Annotated in this window: 21 protein-coding genes; 2 read left to right on the top strand and 19 right to left on the bottom strand. The window is 52.7% G+C overall.

What is annotated here, in order from left to right:
• Positions 1-6 precede the first annotated feature (6 nt).
• From wcaL to wza, 19 genes are all read right to left on the bottom strand, one after another.
• On the bottom strand, positions 7-1,227 hold the full coding sequence (gene wcaL / locus BEB54_RS02075) for a colanic acid biosynthesis glycosyltransferase WcaL (RefSeq protein WP_105282120.1): 1,221 nt from the start codon (positions 1,225-1,227) through the stop codon (positions 7-9).
• Positions 1,224-2,504, bottom strand: coding sequence for a colanic acid biosynthesis pyruvyl transferase WcaK (gene wcaK, locus BEB54_RS02070; RefSeq protein WP_021554470.1), 1,281 nt, complete (start codon positions 2,502-2,504; stop codon positions 1,224-1,226). The genes wcaL and wcaK overlap by 4 nt, the downstream gene beginning before the upstream one ends.
• 274 nt (positions 2,505-2,778) lie before the next feature.
• Positions 2,779-4,257 carry a colanic acid undecaprenyl disphosphate flippase WzxC gene (gene wzxC, locus BEB54_RS02065; RefSeq protein ID WP_000058436.1) on the bottom strand — a complete coding sequence of 493 codons (1,479 nt, stop codon included), beginning with the start codon at positions 4,255-4,257 and terminating at the stop codon, positions 2,779-2,781.
• Between the two features lies 1 nt (position 4,258).
• On the bottom strand, positions 4,259-5,653 hold the full coding sequence (gene wcaJ / locus BEB54_RS02060; protein ID WP_000183130.1) for an undecaprenyl-phosphate glucose phosphotransferase: 1,395 nt from the start codon (positions 5,651-5,653) through the stop codon (positions 4,259-4,261).
• A 135-nt stretch (positions 5,654-5,788) separates the two neighbouring features.
• On the bottom strand, positions 5,789-7,159 hold the full coding sequence (gene cpsG, locus BEB54_RS02055; protein WP_021554471.1) for a colanic acid biosynthesis phosphomannomutase CpsG: 1,371 nt from the start codon (positions 7,157-7,159) through the stop codon (positions 5,789-5,791).
• Positions 7,160-7,351: 192 nt separating this feature from the next.
• Positions 7,352-8,788, bottom strand: coding sequence for a mannose-1-phosphate guanyltransferase (gene cpsB, locus BEB54_RS02050; RefSeq protein ID WP_000079291.1), 1,437 nt, complete (start codon positions 8,786-8,788; stop codon positions 7,352-7,354).
• A 2-nt stretch (positions 8,789-8,790) separates the two neighbouring features.
• Complete coding sequence (gene wcaI / locus BEB54_RS02045; protein WP_021554472.1) at positions 8,791-10,014, bottom strand: colanic acid biosynthesis fucosyltransferase WcaI; 1,224 nt, start codon at positions 10,012-10,014, stop codon at positions 8,791-8,793.
• Complete coding sequence (gmm, locus tag BEB54_RS02040) at positions 10,011-10,490, bottom strand: GDP-mannose mannosyl hydrolase (RefSeq protein ID WP_000479836.1); 480 nt, start codon at positions 10,488-10,490, stop codon at positions 10,011-10,013. The genes wcaI and gmm overlap by 4 nt, the downstream gene beginning before the upstream one ends.
• A 2-nt stretch (positions 10,491-10,492) precedes the next feature.
• A complete protein-coding gene (gene fcl / locus BEB54_RS02035) occupies positions 10,493-11,458 on the bottom strand; it encodes a GDP-L-fucose synthase (protein ID WP_000043606.1) in 966 nt (321 codons plus the stop codon).
• Between the two features lie 2 nt (positions 11,459-11,460).
• Positions 11,461-12,582 (bottom strand): GDP-mannose 4,6-dehydratase, encoded by a 1,122-nt coding sequence (gene gmd, locus BEB54_RS02030; protein ID WP_105282119.1) that lies wholly within the window; start codon positions 12,580-12,582, stop codon positions 11,461-11,463.
• A 26-nt stretch (positions 12,583-12,608) separates the two neighbouring features.
• Positions 12,609-13,157 (bottom strand): colanic acid biosynthesis acetyltransferase WcaF, encoded by a 549-nt coding sequence (gene wcaF, locus BEB54_RS02025; RefSeq protein ID WP_001153550.1) that lies wholly within the window; start codon positions 13,155-13,157, stop codon positions 12,609-12,611.
• A gap of 15 nt (positions 13,158-13,172) precedes the next feature.
• On the bottom strand, positions 13,173-13,919 hold the full coding sequence (gene wcaE / locus BEB54_RS02020; RefSeq protein WP_000927072.1) for a colanic acid biosynthesis glycosyltransferase WcaE: 747 nt from the start codon (positions 13,917-13,919) through the stop codon (positions 13,173-13,175).
• Positions 13,920-13,929: 10 nt separating this feature from the next.
• Complete coding sequence (gene wcaD / locus BEB54_RS02015) at positions 13,930-15,147, bottom strand: colanic acid polymerase WcaD (RefSeq protein ID WP_000107816.1); 1,218 nt, start codon at positions 15,145-15,147, stop codon at positions 13,930-13,932.
• Complete coding sequence (gene wcaC, locus BEB54_RS02010; protein ID WP_001023919.1) at positions 15,122-16,339, bottom strand: colanic acid biosynthesis glycosyltransferase WcaC; 1,218 nt, start codon at positions 16,337-16,339, stop codon at positions 15,122-15,124. Before wcaC ends, wcaD begins: the two co-directional genes overlap by 26 nt.
• Positions 16,336-16,824 carry a colanic acid biosynthesis acetyltransferase WcaB gene (gene wcaB, locus BEB54_RS02005; RefSeq protein WP_000888740.1) on the bottom strand — a complete coding sequence of 163 codons (489 nt, stop codon included), beginning with the start codon at positions 16,822-16,824 and terminating at the stop codon, positions 16,336-16,338. The genes wcaC and wcaB overlap by 4 nt, the downstream gene beginning before the upstream one ends.
• A 2-nt stretch (positions 16,825-16,826) precedes the next feature.
• Complete coding sequence (gene wcaA, locus BEB54_RS02000; RefSeq protein WP_000654503.1) at positions 16,827-17,666, bottom strand: colanic acid biosynthesis glycosyltransferase WcaA; 840 nt, start codon at positions 17,664-17,666, stop codon at positions 16,827-16,829.
• Positions 17,667-17,843: 177 nt separating this feature from the next.
• Positions 17,844-20,006 (bottom strand): tyrosine-protein kinase Wzc, encoded by a 2,163-nt coding sequence (gene wzc / locus BEB54_RS01995; RefSeq protein ID WP_000137146.1) that lies wholly within the window; start codon positions 20,004-20,006, stop codon positions 17,844-17,846.
• Positions 20,007-20,008: 2 nt separating this feature from the next.
• Positions 20,009-20,452 carry a low molecular weight protein-tyrosine-phosphatase Wzb gene (gene wzb, locus BEB54_RS01990; protein ID WP_000482901.1) on the bottom strand — a complete coding sequence of 148 codons (444 nt, stop codon included), beginning with the start codon at positions 20,450-20,452 and terminating at the stop codon, positions 20,009-20,011.
• A 5-nt stretch (positions 20,453-20,457) separates the two neighbouring features.
• Positions 20,458-21,597: a polysaccharide export protein Wza gene (wza, locus tag BEB54_RS01985; RefSeq protein ID WP_000978094.1), complete on the bottom strand. Its 1,140-nt coding sequence runs from the start codon at positions 21,595-21,597 to the stop codon at positions 20,458-20,460.
• A gap of 308 nt (positions 21,598-21,905) precedes the next feature.
• Between wza and BEB54_RS28970 the strand changes: the two genes are divergently transcribed.
• Together BEB54_RS28970 and BEB54_RS01980 are read left to right on the top strand one after the other, a co-directional pair.
• Positions 21,906-22,055: a hypothetical protein gene (locus BEB54_RS28970; RefSeq protein ID WP_162829205.1), complete on the top strand. Its 150-nt coding sequence runs from the start codon at positions 21,906-21,908 to the stop codon at positions 22,053-22,055.
• Positions 22,056-22,255: 200 nt separating this feature from the next.
• The gene (locus BEB54_RS01980; RefSeq protein ID WP_105282118.1) at positions 22,256-23,839 is read left to right on the top strand and encodes a TerC family protein; all 1,584 of its coding nucleotides are present in this window, start codon (positions 22,256-22,258) and stop codon (positions 23,837-23,839) included.
• Positions 23,840-24,012: the final 173 nt, after the last annotated feature.

Genomic DNA, 24,012 nt, shown 5'->3' with positions numbered 1-24,012 from the left:
TCTCCTCTATAAAGCTTGCAGCAAGCTGGCGAGTTCTCGATTGATCACCTGCTGGTTAAAATCGTGTTCGACTTTTTCGCGAGCACGTTTGATAACCGGAGCCAGTTCGTCAGTGTCCAGTTGGCTAAACGCCGCCAGTCGTTGCGCCAGTGCGCGAGCATCGTTCTCAGGCACCAGCCAGCCGGATTTATCGGCCTCGACCAGCTCTGGTATTCCGCTATGCAGAGTAGAAACCACCGGAATGCCGACCGCCATCGCTTCCATCAGCGCCACCGGAATACCTTCCATATCACCGTCCGCGCCCGTTACCGATGGCAGGAGGAAGACATCCGCGTCGTCGAGCATCGCCTTCACTTCATGGCTCGGTTTAAAGCCCGGCATCTCCACCACATCTTCCAGTTGATATTGTTCGATGAGCGTGCGCAAGCGTCGTTCCCACGGGCCAATGCCGAGGATGCGATAGCGAAATGCCACACCCTGCTCTTTCAACTGACGGCAGGCTTCGATCGCCACATGCAGGCCTTTTTTCTCGGTTAAGCGTGCGACGGAAATGATTTCCAGCGGCGTTGCAGGCGCTTTCACCGGACGCGGGCTAAAGCGCGTCATGTCCACACCCATACGCGATACGGCGATTTTTTCCCTCGGGCAGCCCATTTTTTGCAGCCTTCCGGCCCACAGATCGCTTATCGGTAGCATCAGGTCGCCACGGCGAAACAGTTGTTGATATTCGGGGGTGTAGCGGTTGAGCACTTCCCAACTGGAGATATCAATGCCGTGGAAAATGGTGGCAATTTTGCCGCGAATGACACCCAGTTCCCGTAGTTTTGCTGCGGTTACCCCCGCAGGTCCAAAATGAGCGATGAACACATCGGCATGAAACGGGGTTGCGACCTGGCCGCAAATAGCAGACAAAATCAGGTTCCGCGACTCGGCACCATAGCGTTTGAGGTTGAGCGCCTGCCAGGTATTTTTACGATGAATGCCGCGTAAGGTCTGGCTGGCGCGGTGGCGCAGTTTCGCCACTTTGCCCGTAGGTTCGTCCTGTAACCAGCGGGTTCTGGCAGCAAGGTTGTATTTCGTCCAAGCCGCGTGGGTGTTCTCTGTATCGCCTTTTTGCAACGCGACAATCTCCACTTCAAAGCCCATATCAATAAACGCAGTGATTTGGTTAAGAACGAAGGTTTCTGACGACAGCGGAAATTTCAATAAGAAGAAACCGACCTTCATTTCACCTCCCCGATGCGCTCAAGCACAGATTGCACCATCTGCATTCCCGTCTGACGTTCGCGACTGACGGCTTCGCTAAGTCGTGCGTTCAGCGCCGGAAGCTGGCCTAAGGTATCCGCAACCATCGCTTGCAGGCTGCCATCTAATAAATGACGGATATCGATCGCCATCTCTGGCAGCCCCAGCTGCTGCATAATCCCGGCGGATTTATGTTCGTAGTTGATGGCAATTGCCGGAGTGGAGAAATTCATCGAGATAATGGCTGAGTGCAGACGCGTACCGACGGTGAGTTGACAGGCTCCGAGAATTTTGCCCATTTCCAGATCGTTGAGTTCATCCATCACCACGTGGTAACGGGCAGGATCGCTGATGTGCTGGCGAAGATTGAGCGCCACCATGCGGTCGTCTTTATTATAGCTGTCGATGCCCGTACAGGTGGAGAGCGCAATAACCTGATAGCCTTCGTCGAGAATGCGATTGACCACCCCGGCAAAGGCTTTTTCATACGCTTGTTGAGTGGTGCCGAGACGTTTGTCGAACGGTGCCAGTTCGCGCAGGGTAATTGCCACCGTTTTCTGTTGTGCGGCAACGTCCAGCCAATGTTGAACGGCATAGCTGGCGGTGAATTCTTCTGTGTGGTGATCGACCAGCCACGCGGTATCGACGCCATGTTCCACTTTTGCGGTAGTGATATTGCTGCGTTTCATCAGATCAAGGCTGACCGATTCGCGCAGGATCAGCGCGTCGCAGTGACCAAAAACGTAGTTCGCCAGTTGGTTAAATTGCTCATCCTGGAAGGGACCGACGCTGTGACCAATCATAAACAGCGGCTTTTTCGCCATAAACGTGCAAAGTGCATGTTCAAACTGCGGCACGCCGTAGAGATCGACAAAAAACGATCCGCCGACCTGAATAATGGCGTCGTAATCTGACAGCAGGCGCACGAAGTCGGTGAATCCCTGGGCGATGGCGATATTACGCAGCTTGCCAGTGTCGGTGACGCGTGAGAGCAATACCTGATGCTGGTAGCGGCGACGGAGGACTTTTTTAACGCGCCCGACAACGCCCGCCGCGCTGTTGTGTTGTTTCATTTGCAGGAACAGCGGATCGCCCATTACCGGGCGGTTGAGCAGCCAGGAAGAACTGACCGGATAGCGGCTCATCACGTCCACTTCGGCGTGTGGATTGAGGATGTTGATGGCATCAAGTAAGCCGCGCAGGATGGCGCTGTCGCCACGATTGCCGCAAGTGTGGTTGCCCAGAATAAGTAATTTCATTTTTTCCTCATAAATTTGATGCCAGGTGGGCTGTGTTTGTTTTGTTCGTTGCCGCTTTTTGCCTGATGCGACGCTGACGCGTCTTATCAGGCCTACAAGACCCGAGCACAGAACCGTAGGCCGGATAAGGCGTTCACGCCGCATCCGGCATTCAGTGCCTGATGCGACGCTGACGCGTCTTATCAGGCCTACAGGTCCCGAGCACGGAACCGTAGGATGGATAAGGCGTTTTACGCCGCATCCGGCAACCGTTGTCGGAACCGAAAACAGCAACTCACCCCGCCCGTAAAAGCATTTTCATTTTTTCGCTGCGACAAAACTGACGCTTCACTTCCACCACCAGCGGATGGCGCGACAGCACAATCATCACCACAAACGCCAGCACGCCCGCGGCTATTTGCACCGCCAGCAGCATCCCCAGCGCCAGTTGCCCTTTCAGCACAATGCCCAGCGCATAACTGACCACCAGCGTCGGCAACGAGAGATAAAACGGCAGCCACAAACTCAGGATGTACTGGCGATAACTGGAACCAAGAACCGGTTTAATCATCACGAAGTAACTCAGAATGGTGTTGATAATCTGTACCAACAGGAAGCCGAGCGTGACGCCAATTGCGCCCGCCATCTGCCCACCAATAACAATCGCCGGAATAAACAGAAAGGTTTTGAATACGTTGAATTTAAAGCTGATATCGACCCGCGCTTTCGCCATCAGCAGCGAACCAATCGGGTTACCTACGGAACGCAGCAGACCCACCACACACAGCAATTGCAGCACCGGAATAATGCTGTTCCACTTCTCACCAAAGACCAGCGGTACAAAGTTATTCGACACCACCATCAGCCCCAGCAGCGCCGGAAAGTTGATAATCCCCACTACCGACAGCAGCTTGTAGAAGTTAACGCGCAGCTTTTCGGTATCGTCCTGAATTTTGGCGAATGCCGGAAACAACACGCGGGTGATGATTGGGTTCAACTTCATCGGTGGCACAACGGCCACGTTGTACGCCAGGTTGTATCCCCCTGCCACGCCCGCGCCGAGAATACGCGCCAGCACCAGCGTTGAAAGGTTGGTATTGAGATAGTTGATGATGCTGTCCGCCGTCAGCCAGGCACCAAAGCGTAAGTTCGGTGCCACCGACGCCAGCGAGAAATGCAGACCGGGGCGATAAATTTTGCGACCAAAGTAGCCAAACAGCAGCGTTCTTACCGCACTATTGACCAGATAACCGAGGATCGCGGTCATCGCCAGCGGCCAGAAATGGGCGCTAACCACCGTAAAAGTGAAGCCCGCCAGTACCGCGCTGGTTTCGATCATGCCGATTTTGTTGAACTCCAGCTCCTTCTGCATCAACGCGCGGAACTGTTGCCCGTGGGGGATCACCACAAACGCCAGCGACAATGTTTTAATCAACGGTGCCAGGTCCGGGTTATTCAGCACGTCGCCGATGAGATCACTCAACAAAAACACCGCCACGCACACCACGATCCCCAGCCCGACGTTCAGCCAGTACAACGTGGTGAGTTCAAGGTGACTGATTTCTTTTCGCTGAATAATCGAGTTAGCGATACCAAAGTCAGAAAGCGTATCTGCCAGCGCGATAATCACCAGCGACACAGTCAGCAGGCCGAACTGGTGGTTGTCGATAATCCGCGCCAGCACGGTCATCTGCACCAGCCCGAGGCCGATGATGATCACCGTGGCAATCGCCGACCACTTCGCGCCGCTGATGGTTTTTTCACGTAAGCTCATATCAATATGCCGCTTTGTTAACGAAACCTTTGAACACCGTCAGGAAAACGATTTTGATATCGAACCAGACGCTCCATTCGCGGATGTACTCAAGGTCGAACTCGACGCGTTTTTCCATTTTCTCCAGCGTGTCGGTTTCGCCGCGCCAGCCGTTAATCTGCGCCCAGCCAGTAATGCCCGGTTTCACTTTATGGCGCAGCATGTAGCCTTCAATGAGCTGGCGATACTGTTCGTTATGCGCTACTGCGTGCGGACGTGGCCCCACAATCGACATCCCCCCGGTCAGCACATTGATAAACTGCGGCAGTTCATCCAGCGAGGTGCGGCGCAGAAAGTTCCCCACTTTGGTGACGCGCGGATCGTTCTGCGTCGCCTGAGTCACCACTTTGTCGTTCTCCATCACTTTCATCGAACGGAACTTCCACACTTTGATCGGTTTGCCATCCATGCCATAGCGAGTCTGGCGGAAAATAACCGGCCCTGGTGAACTGAGTTTCACCGCCAGCGCAATACAGCACAGCACCGGGGAGATCAGCAGCAGAATAAGCGTCGCCAGCACAATGTCTTCCGCACGTTTGAGCAGGCGGTTAACCCCGGAAAGCGGCGTGTCGTAAAGCGGCACCACCGGAACGCCGTTCATCTCTTCAAGACGTGAATGGAGAATGTTGAAGGTAAAGACATCGGGGATCAGCAACACCGAACAGGTGGTGTCCGCCAATTGATGGACCAGTTTTTTCACTCGCGCGCCGTCGCACATTTGCATCGCGATATAGACGTTATGAATCTTGCCCGCTTTCGCGTCCTCGACCAGCTGTTGAAGATTGCCCGCCCAGTCGTTAGAAACGCCGCCCGGTTTCGGGTCGTGGTAAACCCCCACCACTTCAAACCCTAACCACGGCTGATTACGGAAGCTCTCCATCAGCATTTGTCCGGCGGCTAAATCCCCCGCTACGGCGACCATGCGCTTGTTATAGCCATGATTACGCAGCCAGCCCGCCCCAATACGAATACATGAACGGCAAACCACCAGTCCGATACTGGTCAGCCCATACCACGCCAGCCAGATTTTCAGTTGCGTGTCGAAATCATTGTTGAACGCCACCAGTCCGGCGCTGAAAATCACGCTTAAGGTCCAGTTTTGTAGCAACAGGGCAAATTCTGTCGCTGCCCGAACACCGCGCCATGAGCGATAAAAATCGGTGATGCCGCCCAGCATCTGGAACACCACCAGCGTAATCAGCGCCACCAACAGGTGCATGTAGAGGAATGACAGTCCGCTGACTTCGCAAACCAGCCATAGTCCGGCAAACATGATGGTGATATCTGAAAAGCGTTGCACCATAGAGATTAACGATGCATTGGTTTTCGCTCGCTCGCGCTTTTTTAGATTTGTCATCGTTGTTCCTGTTCTATTGTCGCCTCGCCCCTCACCCCGGCCCTCTCCCCAAAGGGGCGAGGGGGAGAAGAAAGTTCCGTGCTCACTTCTCTCCGCAGGCAGTAGAGCGTCAGGGTGAGGGGGAAAGTAATGACATTACTCGTTCAGCAACGTCAGCAGAGTTCGCGTTCGCGCTTCCATCAGCGGCACATCACCGCGCGATTCCACATTCAGGCGCACCACCGGTTCGGTATTGGAGGTGCGCAGGTTAAAGCGCCAGTCGGCAAAGGTCATGCTGATGCCATCGGTGCGATCCACCGCCAGCGCCTCACGGCTAAAATGCTGTTCCACGCGGTTAATCGCCTCAACGGGTTGCGCCAGTTTGCTGTTGATCTCACCGCTTGCCGGAAACGCCGCCATCCGGTCGCGTACCAGTTCGCCCAGCGTTTTATCTTTCAGGCACACCAGTTCGGCGACCAGCAGCCACGGGATCATGCCGCTGTCGCAGTAAGCGAAATCACGGAAGTAATGGTGGGCGCTCATTTCGCCACCGTAGATGGCGTCTTCCTTGCGCATACGTTCTTTAATAAAGGCGTGTCCGGTTTTCGACATCACCGGCGTGCCGCCAGCGGCAGTCACCACATCAACGGTATTCCAGGAGAGACGTGGATCGTGGATGATCTTCGCGCCGGGATTTTTTTCGAGGAACGCTTCTGCCAGCAGGCCGACAATGTAGTAGCCTTCGATAAACTGCCCTTTTTCGTCAAACAGGAAGCAGCGGTCAAAATCGCCATCAAAGGCAATGCCCATATCCGCGCCGTGTTTGATGACCGCATTGCGGGTGTCGTCGCGGCATTCCGGCAGTAGCGGGTTAGGAATACCGTTGGGGAAATTGCCGTTCGGCGTGTTGTGCACTTTGATTAATTCCACGGGTGCGCCAAGGGCTTTAAAGCGGGCTTCAATGGCGTCCACCACCGGACCCGCTGCGCCATTCCCGGAGTTAATCACCAGCTTGAGCGGCGTGAGGTTTTTGACATTGATATAACCGAACAGGTGATCAACGTAAGCGTCACGCAGGTTGATTTGCTGATAGCGACCGCGTTTGGTTTCATCGACGGGAGGAAAGTCGTTGGCTTCAGCCAGACGCTGGACGTCGCGCAGTCCGGTATCTCCGCTGATCGGGCGAGCCCCCTCGCGAACCAGCTTCATGCCGTTATAATCCATCGGATTATGGCTGGCGGTAACTTCAATGCCGCCATCCACGCCGAGATGGAACGTGGCGAAATAGATCTCTTCGGTGCCGGACATACCAATATCCAGCACGTCAACGCCCGCATCCTGTAAACCTTTTGCCAGCGCCAGTTTTAAGGTTTCGCTGGTGAGACGGACATCACCGCCTAACACAATGGTTTTCGGTTTGAGAAATTCGCCATAGGCGCGACCAATGCGCCAGGCGATATCTTCATTCAGTTCTTCGCCTAATTTCCCGCGAATATCATAGGCTTTAAAGCAGGTTAATTTTTTCATGTCGTTACCCTTTTTCAGGCAATAGTTGGCCCTGACCGAAACGGCCAATTTTGTTTTTGTCGTTATTTACATCTCGGTTTCGCATTCATTGCCTGATGCGACGCTGCCGCGTCTTATCAGGACTACAAACCCGAACCGTAGGTTGGATAAGGCGTTCACGCCGCATCCGACAAACAGCTCCTGATGCGACGTTTACACCCGTCCGTAGCGATCCGCGAAGCGCACCACATCATCCTCTTCGAGATAAGAGCCGGAGCGCACTTCAATTAAATCGAGCGGAATTTTCCCCGGGTTTTCCAGGCAGTGCGTCGCCCCCAGCGGAATATAAATGGACTCGTTTTCACCAAGCAGTTTGATATCACCATCAATGGTGACTTTTGCCGTTCCCGCGACCACTACCCAGTGTTCCGCGCGGTGATGGTGCATCTGTACCGACAAGCCCTCGCCCGGTTTCACGGTGATGCGTTTCACCTGGTAGCGGTCGCCCGCGTCGATAGAGTCATATTTGCCCCACGGACGATACACTTCGCGATGCACCCGATGCTCATGGCGACCATCGGCTTTGATCTGCTCGACCACTTTTTTCACATCCTGCACCGCGTTACGGTCGGCAATCAGCACCGCATCTTTGGTCTGCACCACTACCAGATCTTTCACCCCGACGGTGGTGACCAGGCCAGATTCGGCGTACACATAGCTGTTTTCAGTTTTGTGATTAATCACATCACCGTGGCAAACGTTGCCCTCGGCGGTGTGGGCGCTGATCTCCCATAATGAAGACCAGGAACCGACATCGCTCCAGCCCGCATCCATCGGCACCACAACGGCATCTGCCGTACGTTCCATGACCGCGTAATCCACCGACTCTTCCGGGCAGGCCAGAAACGCTTCTTCATCCACGCGAATAAAATCGAGATCCGGATCGACGGCGCTCATCGCTTGTTCACAGGCGTCGAGAATATCCGGGCGATATTTTTTCAGTTCTTCGAGATAGCGTCCGGCGCGGAACAGGAACATGCCGCTGTTCCAGTAATATTCGCCGCTTGCCACATAGGCCTGGGCGGTTTCCAGATTCGGTTTTTCGACAAACTGCGCCACTTCAAAGGCCACCGTATCCTGCTCACCCGCCGACACTTCACCGCGACGAATATAGCCATATCCGGTTTCAGGTAGATCCGGCACAATGCCGAAGGTCACCAGCTTGCCCGCTTCGGCATACGGCATGGCATTACGCACGGCGGCACGGAACGCGTCTTCATCGGCAATCACATGATCCGCCGCCAGCACCAGCATTAACGGGTCGCTCTCCGGGCTATGACGTTTTGCCGCCAGCGCCGCCAGTGCAATGGCAGGTGCAGTGTTACGCCCTGCCGGTTCGAGAATAATGTTCTCGGTGAGTTTGTTCAGTTGACGCAGCTGTTCCGCGACAATAAAGCGGTGCTGCTCATTGCAAATCACCACCGGGCTTTCGCACTCCACGCCGTTCAGGCGGCAGATGGTGGTTTGCAGCATGGTGAGATCGCCTTTCAGGCATAAAAACTGCTTGGGGTAAAGTACGCGGGAAAGCGGCCATAAGCGGCTACCGGAGCCACCTGCCATCACAACTGGATAGAGTTTCGACTGCGCCATAATTATCCCCGAATATCATTTATAAATTGACGTAACACGTTCTCTTTATCGAGTGTGCGTTCGGCATATTCACGTGCCACCGTGTTGTGTTTGGGCAGCAGGAGCGCCTGACGGATCCCCGCCACCAGCGCCTCGACCGATTCCGGTTCCACGCAAACCGCAATGCCCGGAAAGGTTTCGCAAAGCTGTCCCAGTTCTGTGTGGGCTTCTGCGGTAATCACCGCGTTACCGCCTACCGCCAGAATATTGGTCAGTTTCGACGGCAATACGGCATCTGCCGCGCCGCGTTTTTGCACCACCAGATGGCAATCGCCCATCTTCAGCAGTGCGGGTAAAGCGTCATACGATTGCAGCGGGAAAAATTGCATGTTGCGCAGTCCACGCTGCTGCGCCATTTTTTCCAGCCGCGCTTTGCCGCCGCCCTGCCCGACAATGGCAAAAATCAGCGGTTCATCGCGCAGACGATCGGCAGCTTCAATAACGTTTTCCAGCCCCTGCTTTTCACCAATATTGCCGGAGTAAAGAATGATTTTTTTGTTATCCGGCAGGCCAAGCTGGTTACGAAGGGCATCAACATCGGTGTCTGCAACATGCTGAAAACGGGCGATTTCCGACCAGTTGGGGAAGAAGATGACGTTTTCCGCCGCCACGCCTTTTTCGATGGCTTTATTCATCATCGAACGCGAAATCGTGGAGACGTTATCGACGTTATGCAGTCCGCTACGTTCGAACGCCGTTGCCAGCTGTGCCACTTTGCCGCCTTTGCCTTTTCCGGCAAGGCCCAGCCCCAGCATGGCGTCCACTTCGTAATCCTGAATATGCAGCACGGTACGCGCACCAGAGAGTTTCGCCAGCAGGCGCATTCCCGGCGTGCAAAACAGCGTTGGCACCACGCCGATAATGCGAACCGGCTTCCAGCGACGTTGCGCCATCAACGGGAAAAAACTGCTGACGGCAAAACTGCCGAGATGCAACAGGCGTTTCAGGGTGCTCGGCTGTTTTGGCACGTACAGCGGGCAGCGCCACACCGTGGCGGCCCCCTCTTCTCGTTTGTAGCGCCAGGCGGAATAGTTCTCGCCCACCTGCCACTGCGGGTAGTAAGGCGGTGCGGTAATAACCCGCACCTCATGACCTTGCGCCGCCAGCCATTCCACCATTTCTCCGGTGTATTTGCCGATGCCGGTTAACTCCGGCGAGTAGTTAATGCCGTAGACCAGTATTTTCATAATCCGGGTACTCCGGCACGCTTCTCAGCGAGAAAATAGGCGCGGCTGTTAGCGTGAACATTGTCACTGGCGAGCAGTGCGTCCGGCGTCAGCCAGCGGTAATCGTCATGCTGCTCATCCGGCAGTAACAGTTCTTCTTCCGCTACTCTGAAGCGAAAACCGAGCACCACATAGTGAGTGGTGAAATCCGTGCCGGAGAAGTTATCGTCATAAAAGTGCTGCCAGACACCGTAAAACTGGCCTGCTGTTATCGGCAGACGCAGCCCCAGTTCCGCCATCGTCAGCCGCTCAAATGCGGCTTCCAGCGTTTCGTCTTTCTGCACGCGCCCTCCCGGCACAAACCAGTAACCCTGCGCCGGGCGGTTGGTTCTTTTGCCAAGCAGAAACTCGCCGCGACTGTTCTCGACAATAAAGTCGAGAGAGACAAGCGGGGTGGAGCGCACTACCGTGGCAAAGTCTTCCTGACGTAAAAACATCATTACCCCCGAAAGCGGTCTTGATTCTCAAGGAACCACTGGTAAGTGCTGGCAAGCCCCGCTTCCAGTGAGATTTCGTGATACCAGCCAAGCTGATGCAGGCGCGTCACATCAAGCAGTTTGCGCGGCGTACCATCCGGTTTGCTGGCATCAAAAACCACCCGACCTTTGTAACCCACCACTTTGGCGATGGTTTGCGCCAGCTCGCGGATAGTGCAGTCAACGCCCGTGCCGACGTTAATGTGCGACAGCATCGGCTGGGTGTTCTCCAGCCAGACTTCGTGCGCCAGCTCCATGACATGAATGCTCGCCGCCGCCATATCATCGACGTGCAGGAATTCACGCATCGGTGTACCGCTGCCCCATACCACCACGTCCGGTGCATTCTGTGCCGTCGCCTCGTGGAAGCGACGCAGCAATGCAGGGATCACATGCGAATTACTCGGGTGGAAGTTGTCATGCGGGCCATACAGGTTGGTCGGCATGACTGAGCGGTAATCGCGTCCGTACTGGCGGTTGTATGATTCGCACAGTTTGATCCCGGCGATTTTGGCAATGGCGTAAGGCTCGTTGGTCGGCTCCAGCGTGCCCTGCAATAACTCGCTTTCTGCCATCGGCTGTTTTGCCAGTTTCGGGTAGATACAGGACGATCCAAGAAACAGCAGTTTGTTCACGTCGTTCTGATGCGCGGCGTGAATGATGTTGCTCTCAATCATCATGTTCTGGTAGATGAAATCCGCCGGATAGGTGTTGTTGGCAACAATGCCGCCCACTTTCGCCGCCGCCAGATAGACCTGGTCAATGCGTTCGCTGGCAAAGAAATCATGCACCGCGCGGCTGTCCAGCAGGTTCAGCTCGTCGCGGGTGCGTAATACCAGTTCCACATCACCGCGCTGTTCGAGCTGCCGCCTGATGGCAGAACCGACCATCCCACGATGGCCAGCGATAAAAATGCGTTGTTTACTCATGCTTATGACTCCAGCGCGATCGCCACGTCGTAGCCGTGAGATTTCAGCAGAGAGTGTTTTTTCGCCGCATCGAGGTCATTAGCCACCATTTCAGACACCATCTCTCTGAGGGTGATTTCCGGTTTCCAGCCCAGTTTTTCGTGCGCTTTGGTCGGGTCGCCGAGCAGCGTTTCAACTTCAGCCGGACGGAAGTAACGCGGATCAACGGCGATAATCACATCACCCGGTTTAACGCCCGGCGCGTCATGCCCGGTGACGGAAACCACAATGCCCTTCTCTTCAACACCCGTGCCTTCAAAGCGCAGTTTGATGCCCAGCTGTGCCGCTGCCATTTCCACGAACTGACGCACGGAGTACTGAACGCCGGTCGCGATAACGAAATCTTCCGGCTGTTCCTGTTGCAGCATCATCCACTGCATTTTTACGTAGTCTTTGGCGTGGCCCCAGTCACGCAGGGAATCCATATTGCCGAGGTACAGGCACGACTCCAGCCCCTGGGCGATATTGGCGATTGCGCGGGTGATTTTGCGGGTAACGAAGGTTTCGCCGCGGCGCGGGGATTCATGGTTGAAGAGAATACCGTTACAGGCGTACATGCCGTAGGATTCGCGGTAGTTAACGGTGATCCAGTAGGCGTACAGTTTGGCGACAGCATACGGAGAGCGTGGGTAGAACGGCGTGGTTTCTTTCTGCGGAATTTCCTGCACCAGACCATACAGTTCAGAGGTGGAAGCCTGATAGAAACGGGTTTTCTTTTCCAGACCGAGGAAGCGGATCGCCTCGAGCAGGCGCAGCGTACCCATCGCATCGACGTCTGCGGTATATTCCGGTGACTCAAAAGAAACCGCAACGTGGCTCATTGCGCCCAGGTTGTAAACTTCATCCGGCTGCACTTCACGCAAAATGCGTGTCAGGTTGGAGGTATCACTCAGGTCGCCATAATGCAGATGGAATTTCGGGTTGCAGGTGTGCGGATCCTGATAAATGTGATCCACGCGCTCGGTGTTGAATGACGATGCACGACGCTTAATACCATGCACCTCGTAACCTTTTTCCAGCAGAAACTCTGCCAGGTAAGAACCGTCTTGTCCGGTTACACCGGTGATGAGAGCGACTTTTGACATGTCTTATTCCTCTGTATTTTTTGAATTTATTCAGTTTCAACGCGTTCGCGTATCACCACTGCGGGATTCCCCCGGCAAACCACATTTGCCGGAAGCGTTTTAAAAACACTGCTTCGTGCACCCACGACGGTGCCGTCGCCAATCGTGACGCCAGGGGCAACAAAAACATCGGTTGCCAGCCAGCATTTCTCGCCAATCACAATAGGCGTAGCATTAATGGTGAAATGTTGACTTGCATGGTCGTGGCTACCGGTGCATAAATAACTTTTTTGCGATATCACCGAATGTGCGCCAATGGTTATTTCACCGAGGGTATATAAATTGACGTCATCGCCGACCCACGCGTAATCACCTAAGGTTAATTTCCACGGATAGGTAATTTTTACTGACGGACGAATAACTACGTTTTTTCCTATTTTTGCGCCGAATAAACGTAATAAAAATGCCCGCCAGCGATACAATACTTGTGGCGACCAGGCAAATATTGTTGCCTGTACTGCCCACCATAATTGCACTTTAATAGCGTTGCCGCCCCGGAACCCTTTCGGCACCGAGAAACCGCTTAAATCTTGCATTGGTTCTCCTTATATTCAGACTTTGTTATATAAGGCTTTCGTCTTTGAGGTAGTACGTTGGCGTAAATGCCAGGATAATTCAGCCCAAAAGCCAGGTACATGTAATATTTGTCGTTGGACTTTTTTCGCGTCAGCACACAATTCCATATTATTGGTGGTAGATACCCCACCCATGGAAAATTCAGACACCAGGCCATTGAGTTTTTTAAATGCATAACCGGCTTTATACATTTTGGCTGCCAGCGCGTAGTCGGAAGAAACTTTATATTCCAGGTCATAACGCCATTTTTTCAAGCCGGATACAGGGAAAAATATCGCCTGATGACTGGCGGGCAGGCTGTGATAAATATACCAGCCCGGTTTGGCGCTACGTTTAATTTTATGCCCGTCGCCAAAATCCAGCAGCGCATCGCCGGTGATCATCATGTTATCTTTTTGCATTTTTAACTTACGGACAAAATTTGCGGCATCCTGATGAAAAATATCGCCCGAATTGAGAAACAACGCGAACTTGCCTTGTGCCATCGTAATGCCTTTGTTCATGGCGTCGTAGATACCGTTATCTGGCTCGCTGACAAAGCGTAGGTTATAGATACCATTGAGATTTTCCAGATACTCACGGGTGCCGTCATTGGAACCGCCATCGACAACAATCCATTCGAAGCTGATATCTTCCGCCTGCGCCAGATGCGCCAGCGAGGCATGTGTTTTGACTATCCCTTCGAGGTTACGAAACGCGACAGTGATTATGCTAAGCAACATGTTCTTATTCTTACCTCGTAATATTTAACGCTTTTCGCAAAATAAACGGACAGACGATTAAAAATGCATATTCCGGGCTAAATATCGAACCGGTAAAAAACAGCGATACCGGAGTAAAAAGATATAATTGCACGCGAAAATTGCGGTTATCACCAAAAGCGTTGATCATCATTTTTATCACTTTCCCCATGTACCACAGCGATAAAAACACCGCGAACCAGGAAAAATAAATAATCAGCAGATACAAACCATTGTCTATGGTTTTTCCGACATCCGCACCGTTAAATATTCCGAATGATGCGACATATTCATAAAGTGAGCCAAATCTGACTACACCGTCAATATGGGTCAAAGAATAACCGACCATCACCAGCGGACCGACAATACGATAATATGATGACGATCCTTCCGTACCTAAATCGCCCAGACGGGTGGAAATATAAGGAAACGCGATTACCACACCAACCAGGAATACAGCCAGAGAAATCAATGCTAACGGTAACTTTTTCTTAATCGCCTCTTTATTCAGATATTGAAACGCCCACTCCAGCAAATAAAACAGGATAAAGGTCATAACCCCTGAAAACGATCCGGATAATATTATCCCTGCGAGAATCATAGCATCTGTTTTAGGCGTTTTGATACCAAACTGTTTGATGCTGAGCCAAATTGAGATTAATGCCAGAGCGAAAAATGCCGGTTCGAAATAAAGTGCTGTCGTGCGCTTGCCGCCGAATTTAATGAAATTCAGCACATAGCTGTTGCTGTAAATCAGATATTTCGAAATCGACTCCATAATACTGCTGCCACCGGTGAGGATAATTTGTGCCATCTCCACCGCCGCCAGCGCCACCACCAGCCCGACCACCAGATAAAAGAAACGTAATATCTTGCGATGGTTGTGTGGCGAAATTGTTTTAAAACGAATACTCCACACCATGCCAATAATGATCACAATATAGACAAACAGCATAGTTGAAGTGACGTATTTACTGGCATCCAGCGACTGACCAAACAGATAGTTAAACGCCGTGAGTCCCGCGCCAATCCCTAAGGCAATCATCAATTTTTTAACGCTGATGCGTTCTAAAAACAGCAGTAACAAGACAGGTAAAAAAGTGACGATGGTGATGGGGAAACTTTCGCCAAGCTGGGCGATTTTGACGTTAACCAGCAGATAAATCAGCGGCAGCAACAGGTAGCTACAGATTCTGATAGAAGTTGACATACTCCTCCAGCATCTGTTGTCCACTGTAGGCGGCGCGGCTGCGTTGGCTGAACTCAGCCAGCGTGGTACCAAATATCGCCTGCGCGATTTCCGGTTTGCTTAACTGGACCAGTTGCAGCACGTCTTCTTCGCTGACAGTTTTACCTCCGGATTTTTGCAGCACTTCCCGCGCCGCATCGCTATGGGTGGCGATCACCGGCACACCAATCGATAGCGCCTCACACAAAATCAGCGGGTAGTTATCGACACGAGAACTGAACACCAGCGCATCCATCTGATTGAGCGCGCTCATCAACTTGCGCTTGTCAGTTTCAAAGCCGTGATTAACCACGTTGCCAGCGGTGAACGGCGAGAACTTACCAAAGGTATGCAGTTCGATTTTGTCGCCCAGCGCCATCATCTCACGCACCAGTTGCTGGTTAGTTTTGCCGTCGTAACGCAGGTCATGCGCCACCACCGCGATTTTCGGCTTGCCCTGGGTTTCGCGCACCGGAGGCAGATCCGCCAGAATCGCTTCGGTTGCCATATCAATGCCATTATTGATAATCCGGCAACGCCCTGGACCGTACAGGCTATTGAAAGCATCAGCCACATGCTGGCTGGGGGAAATAAACTGACAGCCCAGCGCCAGCATCTCACGAAATAACTGGCGTTTGCCCGCCACCAGCTGGTGCGCGCGATCAATCTTCACCGGCGGATAGTTATTTAAGGTCGGGCATTTCTGGCAACCCGTTTTCCAGCCTTCGCAACCGTCGGTAAAGGCGCAGCGCCCGGTTACACTCCAGTGATCGTGCAGCGTCCAGACCACAGTGACGTCCGGTTTATGGTTTTTCACTTTTTCGCAAAAGCGCACCACGCTCTTAAGATTTAGCCAGTAGCTGTGCAGCACATGAAAATGCAGGACCACCGGACCCGGTGTGCGAGTAATGGTGCGATATAACTCATTGAAATTGCCAAACAGATCGCGATTAAACAGACGAAACAGTGCAATGTTCGCCATCGCGGTCATCCGCGGCGTATGTTTGATTACCTGCGGATAGTTTTGATGGCTGACGCTCTCTTTGCCGCCTTTGCCGTAACCGTAGACAAAATGTGACGCCAGCCCCTGTTGCAGCGCACGCTGATGGAGATCTAACGCCACACCTGCTGCCCCGCCTTCCGCCAGTCGCACATTAAATTGCAAAATATTCATTTAATTACCTTCACTCGCGCTTTTTCTCCCACCACCAGCGCGTTGTCCGGGACAGAGTCGAGCACCACGCTGCCCGCACCCACGGTGACGTTGTTACCAAGCGTGATATCACCAAGAATAATGACGTTGGCACCGAGTTCGACGCCGTTGCCAATGTGTGGACATGCCATGTTATCGGCACCACGATTGCCGATAGTGACGCCGTGGCGAATGGTGAAATCATCCCCCGCCACCACGTTTTTATTGATCACTACGGCGTAACCGTGATGGATAGTAAAGCGGCGGCCAATGGTCGCGGCGGCCTGGATTTCATAACCGAAAAAGCATTCGGTGATAATGCGATACAGCACCAGCAGCGGGGCCGCCCACAGATTGTTGAGGACGTTCTTTTTGCGCCACACCGAACAAAAATGAGCGACGCGATAGGCAAGTACCATGCAGCACGGGCGTAAACTCCAGCTGTTGGCGCGCAGATCTTCCAGCATCTTTAGCGCCCCCGAATACCATCAGCCAGACGTTTGCCGTTACGCACCGACAGCAGCGTCAACAAGGTGCGCCAGGTCATACGTTTATTGCGGATCTGGTAGAGGGTAAACAGCTGATATTTTTTACTGGCGCGGTCGAATTTGTCTTTGTGCTTGCGGTAAAAGTGGAAGTACCCGGAGAATTTTTTCGGTGACGAGGTGATCTGCATTTCACCGTGATTGATATGCAGGATCTGCGTCGCCTCTTCCACTTTCCACGGTTCGCCATACTCCACTACCATCCGCAGGAAGATGTCGTAATCCTGTGCCGCTTTCAGTTCGGTATCGAACAAACACTCTTTGAAACGCCACGCCCAGGTAAAGACCTGATTGCCAATGATATTGCGTTTATAGAACAGGCGGCGTGAATACGGCGATTTGGGATACAGCGGCAAACTTGCTGGTTGGGAATAGACTTCGCCCTGGCAAACGTAGTCGTTAGCGTACAAAAAGGCGTGAGTGACCAGTTGCTGTTTATGGGCGAGGAAGACGCTCAGACGGTTGGGTGTCCATTCATCATCATCATCGATCCCGGTGATGTATTCCCCTTGCGCCAGCATAATCGCCTGGTTACGTACCGCGCACGCCCCGCTGTTAATATCGTTGTGAATGTAGGTAATACGCGGATCGTTGAGGGCGGTGACGTACTGTTGCAGTTGTTCCCAGGAGGTGGAGCAATCATCCACGATGATCATCTCCCAGTTGCTGTAGTCCTGGCGCAGGACCGATTTTATCGCCCGAATCGCCAGTTGTTGGCGGTTCCAGGTTGGCATATAGATTGAGATCAGCGGATTATCTTTCATAGGTTGTTCTCCCGGAGTGTCGAGATGTTCTGCCGGTTTATAAGCTTGTTTACGGGTTCTGTTGCCGGATGCGGCGTGAGCGCCTTATCCGGCCTACGGAGCTGGTTTGCTTGCCGGATGCGGCGTGAAGGTAGGTCGGATAAGATGCGTCAGCATCGCATCCGACAGCGGATGTCGTTATTTCGCATCCGACTTATATTCGTATTCGTAATAGCCATAATCCTGATACGCGCTGGCGCGGCGGAAGATGGAGTTCAGAATCACCCCTTTCACCGGAATACCGTTTTGCTCAAAGCGGCTCAGACTGGTTTCCACTTCTTTCAAGGTGTTGACCGCATAACGCGCCACCATTAACGTGGTTCCGACATGACGACCAACAATTGCCGCATCGGTCACTGCCAGAATCGGCGGCGTATCAATCAACACCAGGTCATAGTTTTTACTCGCCCAGTTCACCAGTTCGGCAAAGCGTTCGCTCATCAACAGTTCAGAAGGATTTGGCGGCACCTGACCGCGCGGGATCAGGTCAAATTTGGCAATAGAGGTCGGTTTAGCAGCGGTAGTAATATCGCCCTGACCAATCAGAATTTCCGACAGGCCATTAACGTTATTAGTGCCCAGCAGCTCGTGGGTGTAGCCTTTGCGCATATCGCAGTCGATCAACAACACCCGTTTATTGGTCTGGCTGATCACCGCCGCCAGGTTGGCGCAGACAAAGGTTTTACCGATTGACGGGCTAACCCCGGTCATCATCAACACATTGTTCTGTGCCTGCATCATCGCGAAGTGCAAACTGGTACGCAGACTGCGGATGGCTTCAATCGCCAGATCGGTTGGATTCCCCATCGCCAGTAGCTGGCTCTGTTTATAGCGTTTAATCCCTTTGATGGTTTTGACGCTATCGCGCGCTTTCTGCCATTCCGACAGCGGGATGCTGGCATAGACGCTGATACCGTGTTCTTCCAGCACCTGCGGGCTTTCGATGCCGCGATTAAACAACGAGCGCAGCAGCACACCCACGATAGAAAGCATCAGGCCAAGGATAATCGCGCCGAGGATAATCAGCCCTTTCTTCGGTTTCAGCACGCCAGGCTGGGTGATTGCCGGGTCAACAATGCGCACATCGCCGACGGTGCTGGCTTCGGTGATTTTCAGCTCCTGCTCTTTATTCAGCAGTTGCATATAGACCTGCTGACCAGACTCGACATCGCGGGTCAGGCGCACAATCTCCTGCTGGGTTTTCGGCATCGCCGTTACGCGACCGTTAAGTTTGGCTTTCTCTTCTTCCAGCGCCTGACGTTTCTCCAGCAGCGTGCGGTACGCCGGGTGAACTTTGGTGTACAGCTTGGAGATTTCCGCCTCTTTAAAGGTCAGTTCGTTCAACTGCGCGTCGATGTTCACCATCGAATCGAGCACCGCTTTCGCTTCAAGCGGCAGATCAACAGAATCTTTATCCTGACGGAAGGCATTCAGTTTGTTTTCGGCAACATCGAGGCGGCTACGTACTTCCGGTAACTGTTGCGCGAGGAAAGCGAGGCTTTTCGACGCTTCCGCCGATTTGCGCTCAATATTTTGTTCCTGATAGTTACGGGCGATGCTGTTAAGAATGTCGCGGATCTGTTCGCGATCTTCACCGGTATAAGTCAGGCTCAGTACGCCTGCGTCTTTGCCGTTCTCCGTTACCGTCAGGCTGTTTTGCAGTTGGTTGATCATCCCCAACGTGGAGTATTTGGTGACGGTAAACTCACTGCCCGGGCGGGCGTGAATGGCTTCAACCATCAGCGTGACGCCTTCTTTTTTCAGCATCTGGCCCGCTTGCCCACGGGCGCTAAAGCCGCCATCACTGCTCAGGGTGTAGTTTTTATTGTCCAGCACATTAAGCGTAAACACCTGGTCCGCCATCTCTTTCGGGCGGTTAAAGGTGGTCACTTTCACCGTCTCGTTCTGACGTCCCATCAAACGCTCCCAGCCCGCACCGAAAATCGGGAACGTGTTTTTGCTCACCGCAATATCGAGGTCTAGATCGTCCACCGTTTTACCAAGCACCAGACGCGAACGAATCAACTGGATCTCGGCGTCCGATGCAGGCGGTTTGTTGGCTAATGCCGAGCCAATGTCCTGCACTAACGAATTGCCGCTGTTTTGTTCGATTTGTACCAGTGCGTCGGCACTATAAATCGGCGTGGCGAAGAAAGTGTAAACCACAGCACAGAGGGCAAATACAGCGGTGATGCCAATCACCCACCAGCGCGCTTCAATGACGGTGCCGACCAGGCGACCAATATCGATTTCATCACTGCCCGTTACCGGAGCGGCATGTTGTTTTACTTTTTCTGTCATTCTTATACCTGCTCTGCGTTCAATGCCTGCGCCCACTGGCGGGCAGACCGTTCAAGTAATGTGTACACCGCTGCAAACGTTTCCCGGCTTTTGCGATACGGATCGGGGATTTCACATTCGTTATCCCAGTGACCAAACAGCATCACTTTGCCGCGCATCTCAGGTGCCATCTCGCATAAGCGTTCGATATGGCGCTTTTCCATGGTCAAAATCAGGTCATAGTTGCGACACAGGCGGCGGCTGATTTGCCGTGCACAGTGACCTTCCAGAGACAGTTGATGTTCTGCGGCGACGCTGATAGCGGTAGGATCAGCGCCCTTACCGACCAGCGCGCCGAGTCCAGCGGACTCCACTTTCAGCTCCGGGTGATAACGTTGCAGTAAGCGTTCCGCCGTCGGGGAACGGCAAATATTGCCGACACAGACAACTAAGATGTTGTTAAACATGACGATTACCAGTTATGAATGTCGCTGGCTGTATCCGTCATGTAACGGACACCGCTAATAGTTGGCAGCAACTGATTGATCAGACGGTTCCAGCGGGAAACCGGGGCGGTGGTGACATACACCACGTCATAAGGTTGCAGGCGGAATTCTGTCGCCATCACCAGCGACGTCGCATCGGACATATCCAGCTGGTAGATATTGGCAATCTTGCCGTTACGCCCGCCCTCGCCTTTCAGCGGACGAATGACAAAGATGCCGCTGGCGTTGGAGGTGGTCATGTCGATACCTTCGGCATTGCCCAGGGCTTCAGTCAGGGTCATGCCGCTAAAGTCCATTTTCAGGGTGCTCTGTTTCTTCACTTCACCCATCACAAACACTTTCAGATCATCATTACGCGGCACGTAGAGAATATCGCCGGGGTAAAGCAGTCGGTTCTGATTGAGGTCGCCGTTTTGCATCAGCGCCTGCAAAGAAATGCGTTCTTCACGACCATTGTGTGTTAGCACCACGTTGCGCCAGTCAGCGGTGTCGGTCAGGCCACCTGCGGCGTTGATGGCGTCGAGAATGGTCAGTGGTACGTTGGTGATCGCCTGTTGACCGGATTTATTCACCTGACCTGAGATATAGGCCTTTTGCGAGCGGAAGGCGGCGATATTAACATCCACCTGCGGGTCAGCGATGTACGTCGCTAAGCGCCCGGTAATATCACTGCGGATTTCAGCGAGCGTTTTCCCGACTACGTGGACCTTGCCGATATACGGGTAAAACATAGTGCCGTCAGGCTGTACCCAGTTGCCGGTGTCGCTGGAGCTGCGGTACTGACCGGCTGGCGTGGTGAGTTCCGGGTGATCCCAGACGGTGACATTCAGAACGTCGCCCGGCCCGACGCGATACTGGTAATTCGCGATCTCACTTTCCAGCGTCATATTGGGGCGCGCTACATTCGGGCGTGGGCGTAATTGGTCAATCAGGCGCGGGGTCAGCGGATAAACATTCACCATTTTGTCGAGATCGAAATCAGCGTCCTGCTGTTTGATGACGTCTTTGCCCATCGTCGACATATTGCTGCCCGGAAGTACTGTGCAACCGCTTATCAAGGTTACTGACACCAATAATGGCATCAATTTCATTTTGGATTTCATCATTGTTTATTTATCACTTTGGCAGAGTAATTATCCCGTGCACTATTAATAGCAATGTCGCCATGCACATTTACCTTGCAGTTAATTGAATACAAATTTAACTGGCATCAGTCCTAAAAAAATTGATTTCATCCGCAGGCTATTGACAGAATAATTCAGACTGGTCTTTCAGGCATCCAGACACGCTACCGCCCCTGGCTTTTTAGCTACCAATACACTGATTTAGCTTAATTTTTCAAACCCTCTCTGCATACAATCGTTGATGAGAAAGGGTTATTGCGGAAATTAACTTCCGAATATAAGGTGACATTATGGTAATTGAATATTGGCTCTCCAATAATGCAGGAGGAAGTGTTACAGCTAACGGAATAGCAGGCAAGGTAACAATTCGGCAATTGGCTATTTTTAAGAATTATATTAAGTGTCATTCAATATGGTTTTTAGGAGTTTCTTTAGGTTGACAATATTTAATATTGCGCCTCCACATGCGATATTTCTTAAATAATGTTTTATTATTACCACTTTTAATTCAGGGATAATGTGAGGTTATTACCCTCAAATAATATGAGATAAATAGTGCTGCAACATTGCATTTTTGCCCCGATTTATCCATGATCGAATTGTGACATTTGTCATACAACGAATAGGTTTTGTACTTACTATGGAATGGATTGCCGATCCGTCTATCTGGGCCGGGTTAATCACGCTGATTGTGATCGAACTGGTCCTCGGCATTGATAACCTGGTCTTTATTGCCATCCTCGCCGAAAAACTACCGCCGAAGCAGCGCGACCGCGCACGGGTTACCGGGCTGCTGCTGGCGATGTTAATGCGCCTGTTACTGCTGGCGTCAATCTCCTGGCTGGTCACCCTGACGCAACCGCTGTTCAGCTTCCGCTCGTTTACCTTTAGCGCCCGCGACTTAATCATGCTGTTTGGTGGTTTCTTCCTGTTGTTCAAAGCCACGATGGAGCTGAACGAACGGCTGGAAGGGAAAGACAGCAATAATCCCACACAACGCAAAGGTGCGAAGTTCTGGGGGGTGGTGACACAAATTGTGGTACTGGACGCCATCTTCTCACTCGACTCAGTGATTACCGCCGTCGGGATGGTCGACCATTTACTGGTCATGATGGCCGCCGTGGTTATCGCTATCAGCCTGATGTTGATGGCCAGCAAGCCGTTAACGCAATTTGTTAACAGTCACCCGACCATCGTTATTCTCTGCTTAAGCTTCCTGTTGATGATTGGCTTTAGCCTGGTGGCAGAAGGTTTCGGCTTCGTCATTCCGAAAGGCTACCTGTACGCTGCCATTGGTTTCTCGGTGATGATCGAGGCGCTCAATCAGTTGGCTATCTTTAACCGGCGACGTTTTCTTTCCGCTAACCAGACGCTACGCCAGCGGACTACCGAAGCGGTAATGCGCCTGCTTAGCGGGCAAAAAGAAGATGCGGAACTGGACGCCGAAACCGCGTCCATGCTGGTGGATCATGGTAACCAGCAGATCTTTAATCCGCAGGAACGGCGGATGATTGAGCGGGTACTTAATCTTAACCAGCGTACTGTCAGCAGCATTATGACGTCGCGCCACGATATTGAGCATATCGATCTCAACGCGCCGGAAGACGAGATCCGCCAGTTGCTGGAGCGAAATCAGCATACGCGGCTGGTGGTTACCGACGGTGATGACGCAGAAGATTTGCTCGGTGTTGTTCACGTTATCGACCTGCTACAACAGTCACTGCGTGGCGAACCGCTCAACCTGCGGGTGTTGATTCGCCAGCCGCTGGTGTTCCCGGAAACCTTGCCGTTGTTACCTGCCCTGGAGCAGTTCCGTAATGCCCGCACGCACTTTGCTTTTGTGGTGGATGAGTTTGGCTCGGTGGAAGGGATTGTGACATTAAGTGACGTCACTGAAACCATTGCCGGTAACTTACCGAACGAAGTGGAAGAGATCGACGCCCGCCATGATATTCAGAAGAATGCGGACGGTTCCTGGACGGCGAATGGTCATATGCCGCTGGAAGATCTGGTGCAATATGTGCCGCTGCCGCTGGATGAAAAACGTGAACATCACACCATTGCCGGGCTGTTGATGGAATATTTACAGCGTATTCCAAAACCTGGCGAAGAAGTTCAGGTGGGGGATTATTTGCTTAAAACGTTGCAGGTGGAAAGCCATCGCGTGCAGAAGGTGCAGATTATTCCGCTGCATAAGGATGGCGAGTTGGAGTACGAGGTGTGATGGTATCGGTCATTTTACCCGATAGCCGAAAGGAATAAGATGAGGGAACCGCGCCAGCGGCGATTTACCGCCGGGAGCCCGGGTTGCCAGGGTGGTGGCGATTGAGCCACCCTGGCACGTTCACCGGCTTGAGCGTTCCATAGTAGTGAGGAACATCAAGTGAACGGAACAGC

The sequence above is a fragment of the Escherichia sp. MOD1-EC6021 genome, assembly GCF_002965245.1.
GTDB lineage: Bacteria > Pseudomonadota > Gammaproteobacteria > Enterobacterales > Enterobacteriaceae > Escherichia > Escherichia coli_F.
This window is presented reverse-complemented; position numbering and strand designations above follow the sequence as displayed.

Excerpts from the sequence above, each read along its gene's own strand:
- wcaK (WP_021554470.1), bottom strand. The coding sequence starts at position 2,504 with ATGAAATTACTTATTCTGGGCAACCACACTTGCGGCAATCGTGGCGAC.
- wza (WP_000978094.1), bottom strand. The coding sequence starts at position 21,597 with ATGATGAAATCCAAAATGAAATTGATGCCATTATTGGTGTCAGTAACC.
- wzc (WP_000137146.1), bottom strand. The coding sequence starts at position 20,006 with ATGACAGAAAAAGTAAAACAACATGCCGCTCCGGTAACGGGCAGTGAT.
- fcl (WP_000043606.1), bottom strand. The coding sequence starts at position 11,458 with ATGAGTAAACAACGCATTTTTATCGCTGGCCATCGTGGGATGGTCGGT.
- wcaL (WP_105282120.1), bottom strand. The coding sequence starts at position 1,227 with ATGAAGGTCGGTTTCTTCTTATTGAAATTTCCGCTGTCGTCAGAAACC.
- cpsG (WP_021554471.1), bottom strand. The coding sequence starts at position 7,159 with ATGAAAAAATTAACCTGCTTTAAAGCCTATGATATTCGCGGGAAATTA.
- wzb (WP_000482901.1), bottom strand. The coding sequence starts at position 20,452 with ATGTTTAACAACATCTTAGTTGTCTGTGTCGGCAATATTTGCCGTTCC.
- wcaC (WP_001023919.1), bottom strand. The coding sequence starts at position 16,339 with ATGAATATTTTGCAATTTAATGTGCGACTGGCGGAAGGCGGGGCAGCA.
- wcaA (WP_000654503.1), bottom strand. The coding sequence starts at position 17,666 with ATGAAAGATAATCCGCTGATCTCAATCTATATGCCAACCTGGAACCGC.
- BEB54_RS28970 (WP_162829205.1), top strand. The coding sequence starts at position 21,906 with ATGGTAATTGAATATTGGCTCTCCAATAATGCAGGAGGAAGTGTTACA.
- wcaI (WP_021554472.1), bottom strand. The coding sequence starts at position 10,014 with ATGAAAATACTGGTCTACGGCATTAACTACTCGCCGGAGTTAACCGGC.
- wcaJ (WP_000183130.1), bottom strand. The coding sequence starts at position 5,653 with ATGACAAATCTAAAAAAGCGCGAGCGAGCGAAAACCAATGCATCGTTA.
- wzxC (WP_000058436.1), bottom strand. The coding sequence starts at position 4,257 with ATGAGCTTACGTGAAAAAACCATCAGCGGCGCGAAGTGGTCGGCGATT.
- wcaB (WP_000888740.1), bottom strand. The coding sequence starts at position 16,824 with ATGCTGGAAGATCTGCGCGCCAACAGCTGGAGTTTACGCCCGTGCTGC.
- wcaF (WP_001153550.1), bottom strand. The coding sequence starts at position 13,157 with ATGCAAGATTTAAGCGGTTTCTCGGTGCCGAAAGGGTTCCGGGGCGGC.
- cpsB (WP_000079291.1), bottom strand. The coding sequence starts at position 8,788 with ATGGCGCAGTCGAAACTCTATCCAGTTGTGATGGCAGGTGGCTCCGGT.
- BEB54_RS01980 (WP_105282118.1), top strand. The coding sequence starts at position 22,256 with ATGGAATGGATTGCCGATCCGTCTATCTGGGCCGGGTTAATCACGCTG.
- wcaD (WP_000107816.1), bottom strand. The coding sequence starts at position 15,147 with ATGTCAACTTCTATCAGAATCTGTAGCTACCTGTTGCTGCCGCTGATT.
- gmm (WP_000479836.1), bottom strand. The coding sequence starts at position 10,490 with ATGTTTTTACGTCAGGAAGACTTTGCCACGGTAGTGCGCTCCACCCCG.
- wcaE (WP_000927072.1), bottom strand. The coding sequence starts at position 13,919 with ATGTTGCTTAGCATAATCACTGTCGCGTTTCGTAACCTCGAAGGGATA.
- gmd (WP_105282119.1), bottom strand. The coding sequence starts at position 12,582 with ATGTCAAAAGTCGCTCTCATCACCGGTGTAACCGGACAAGACGGTTCT.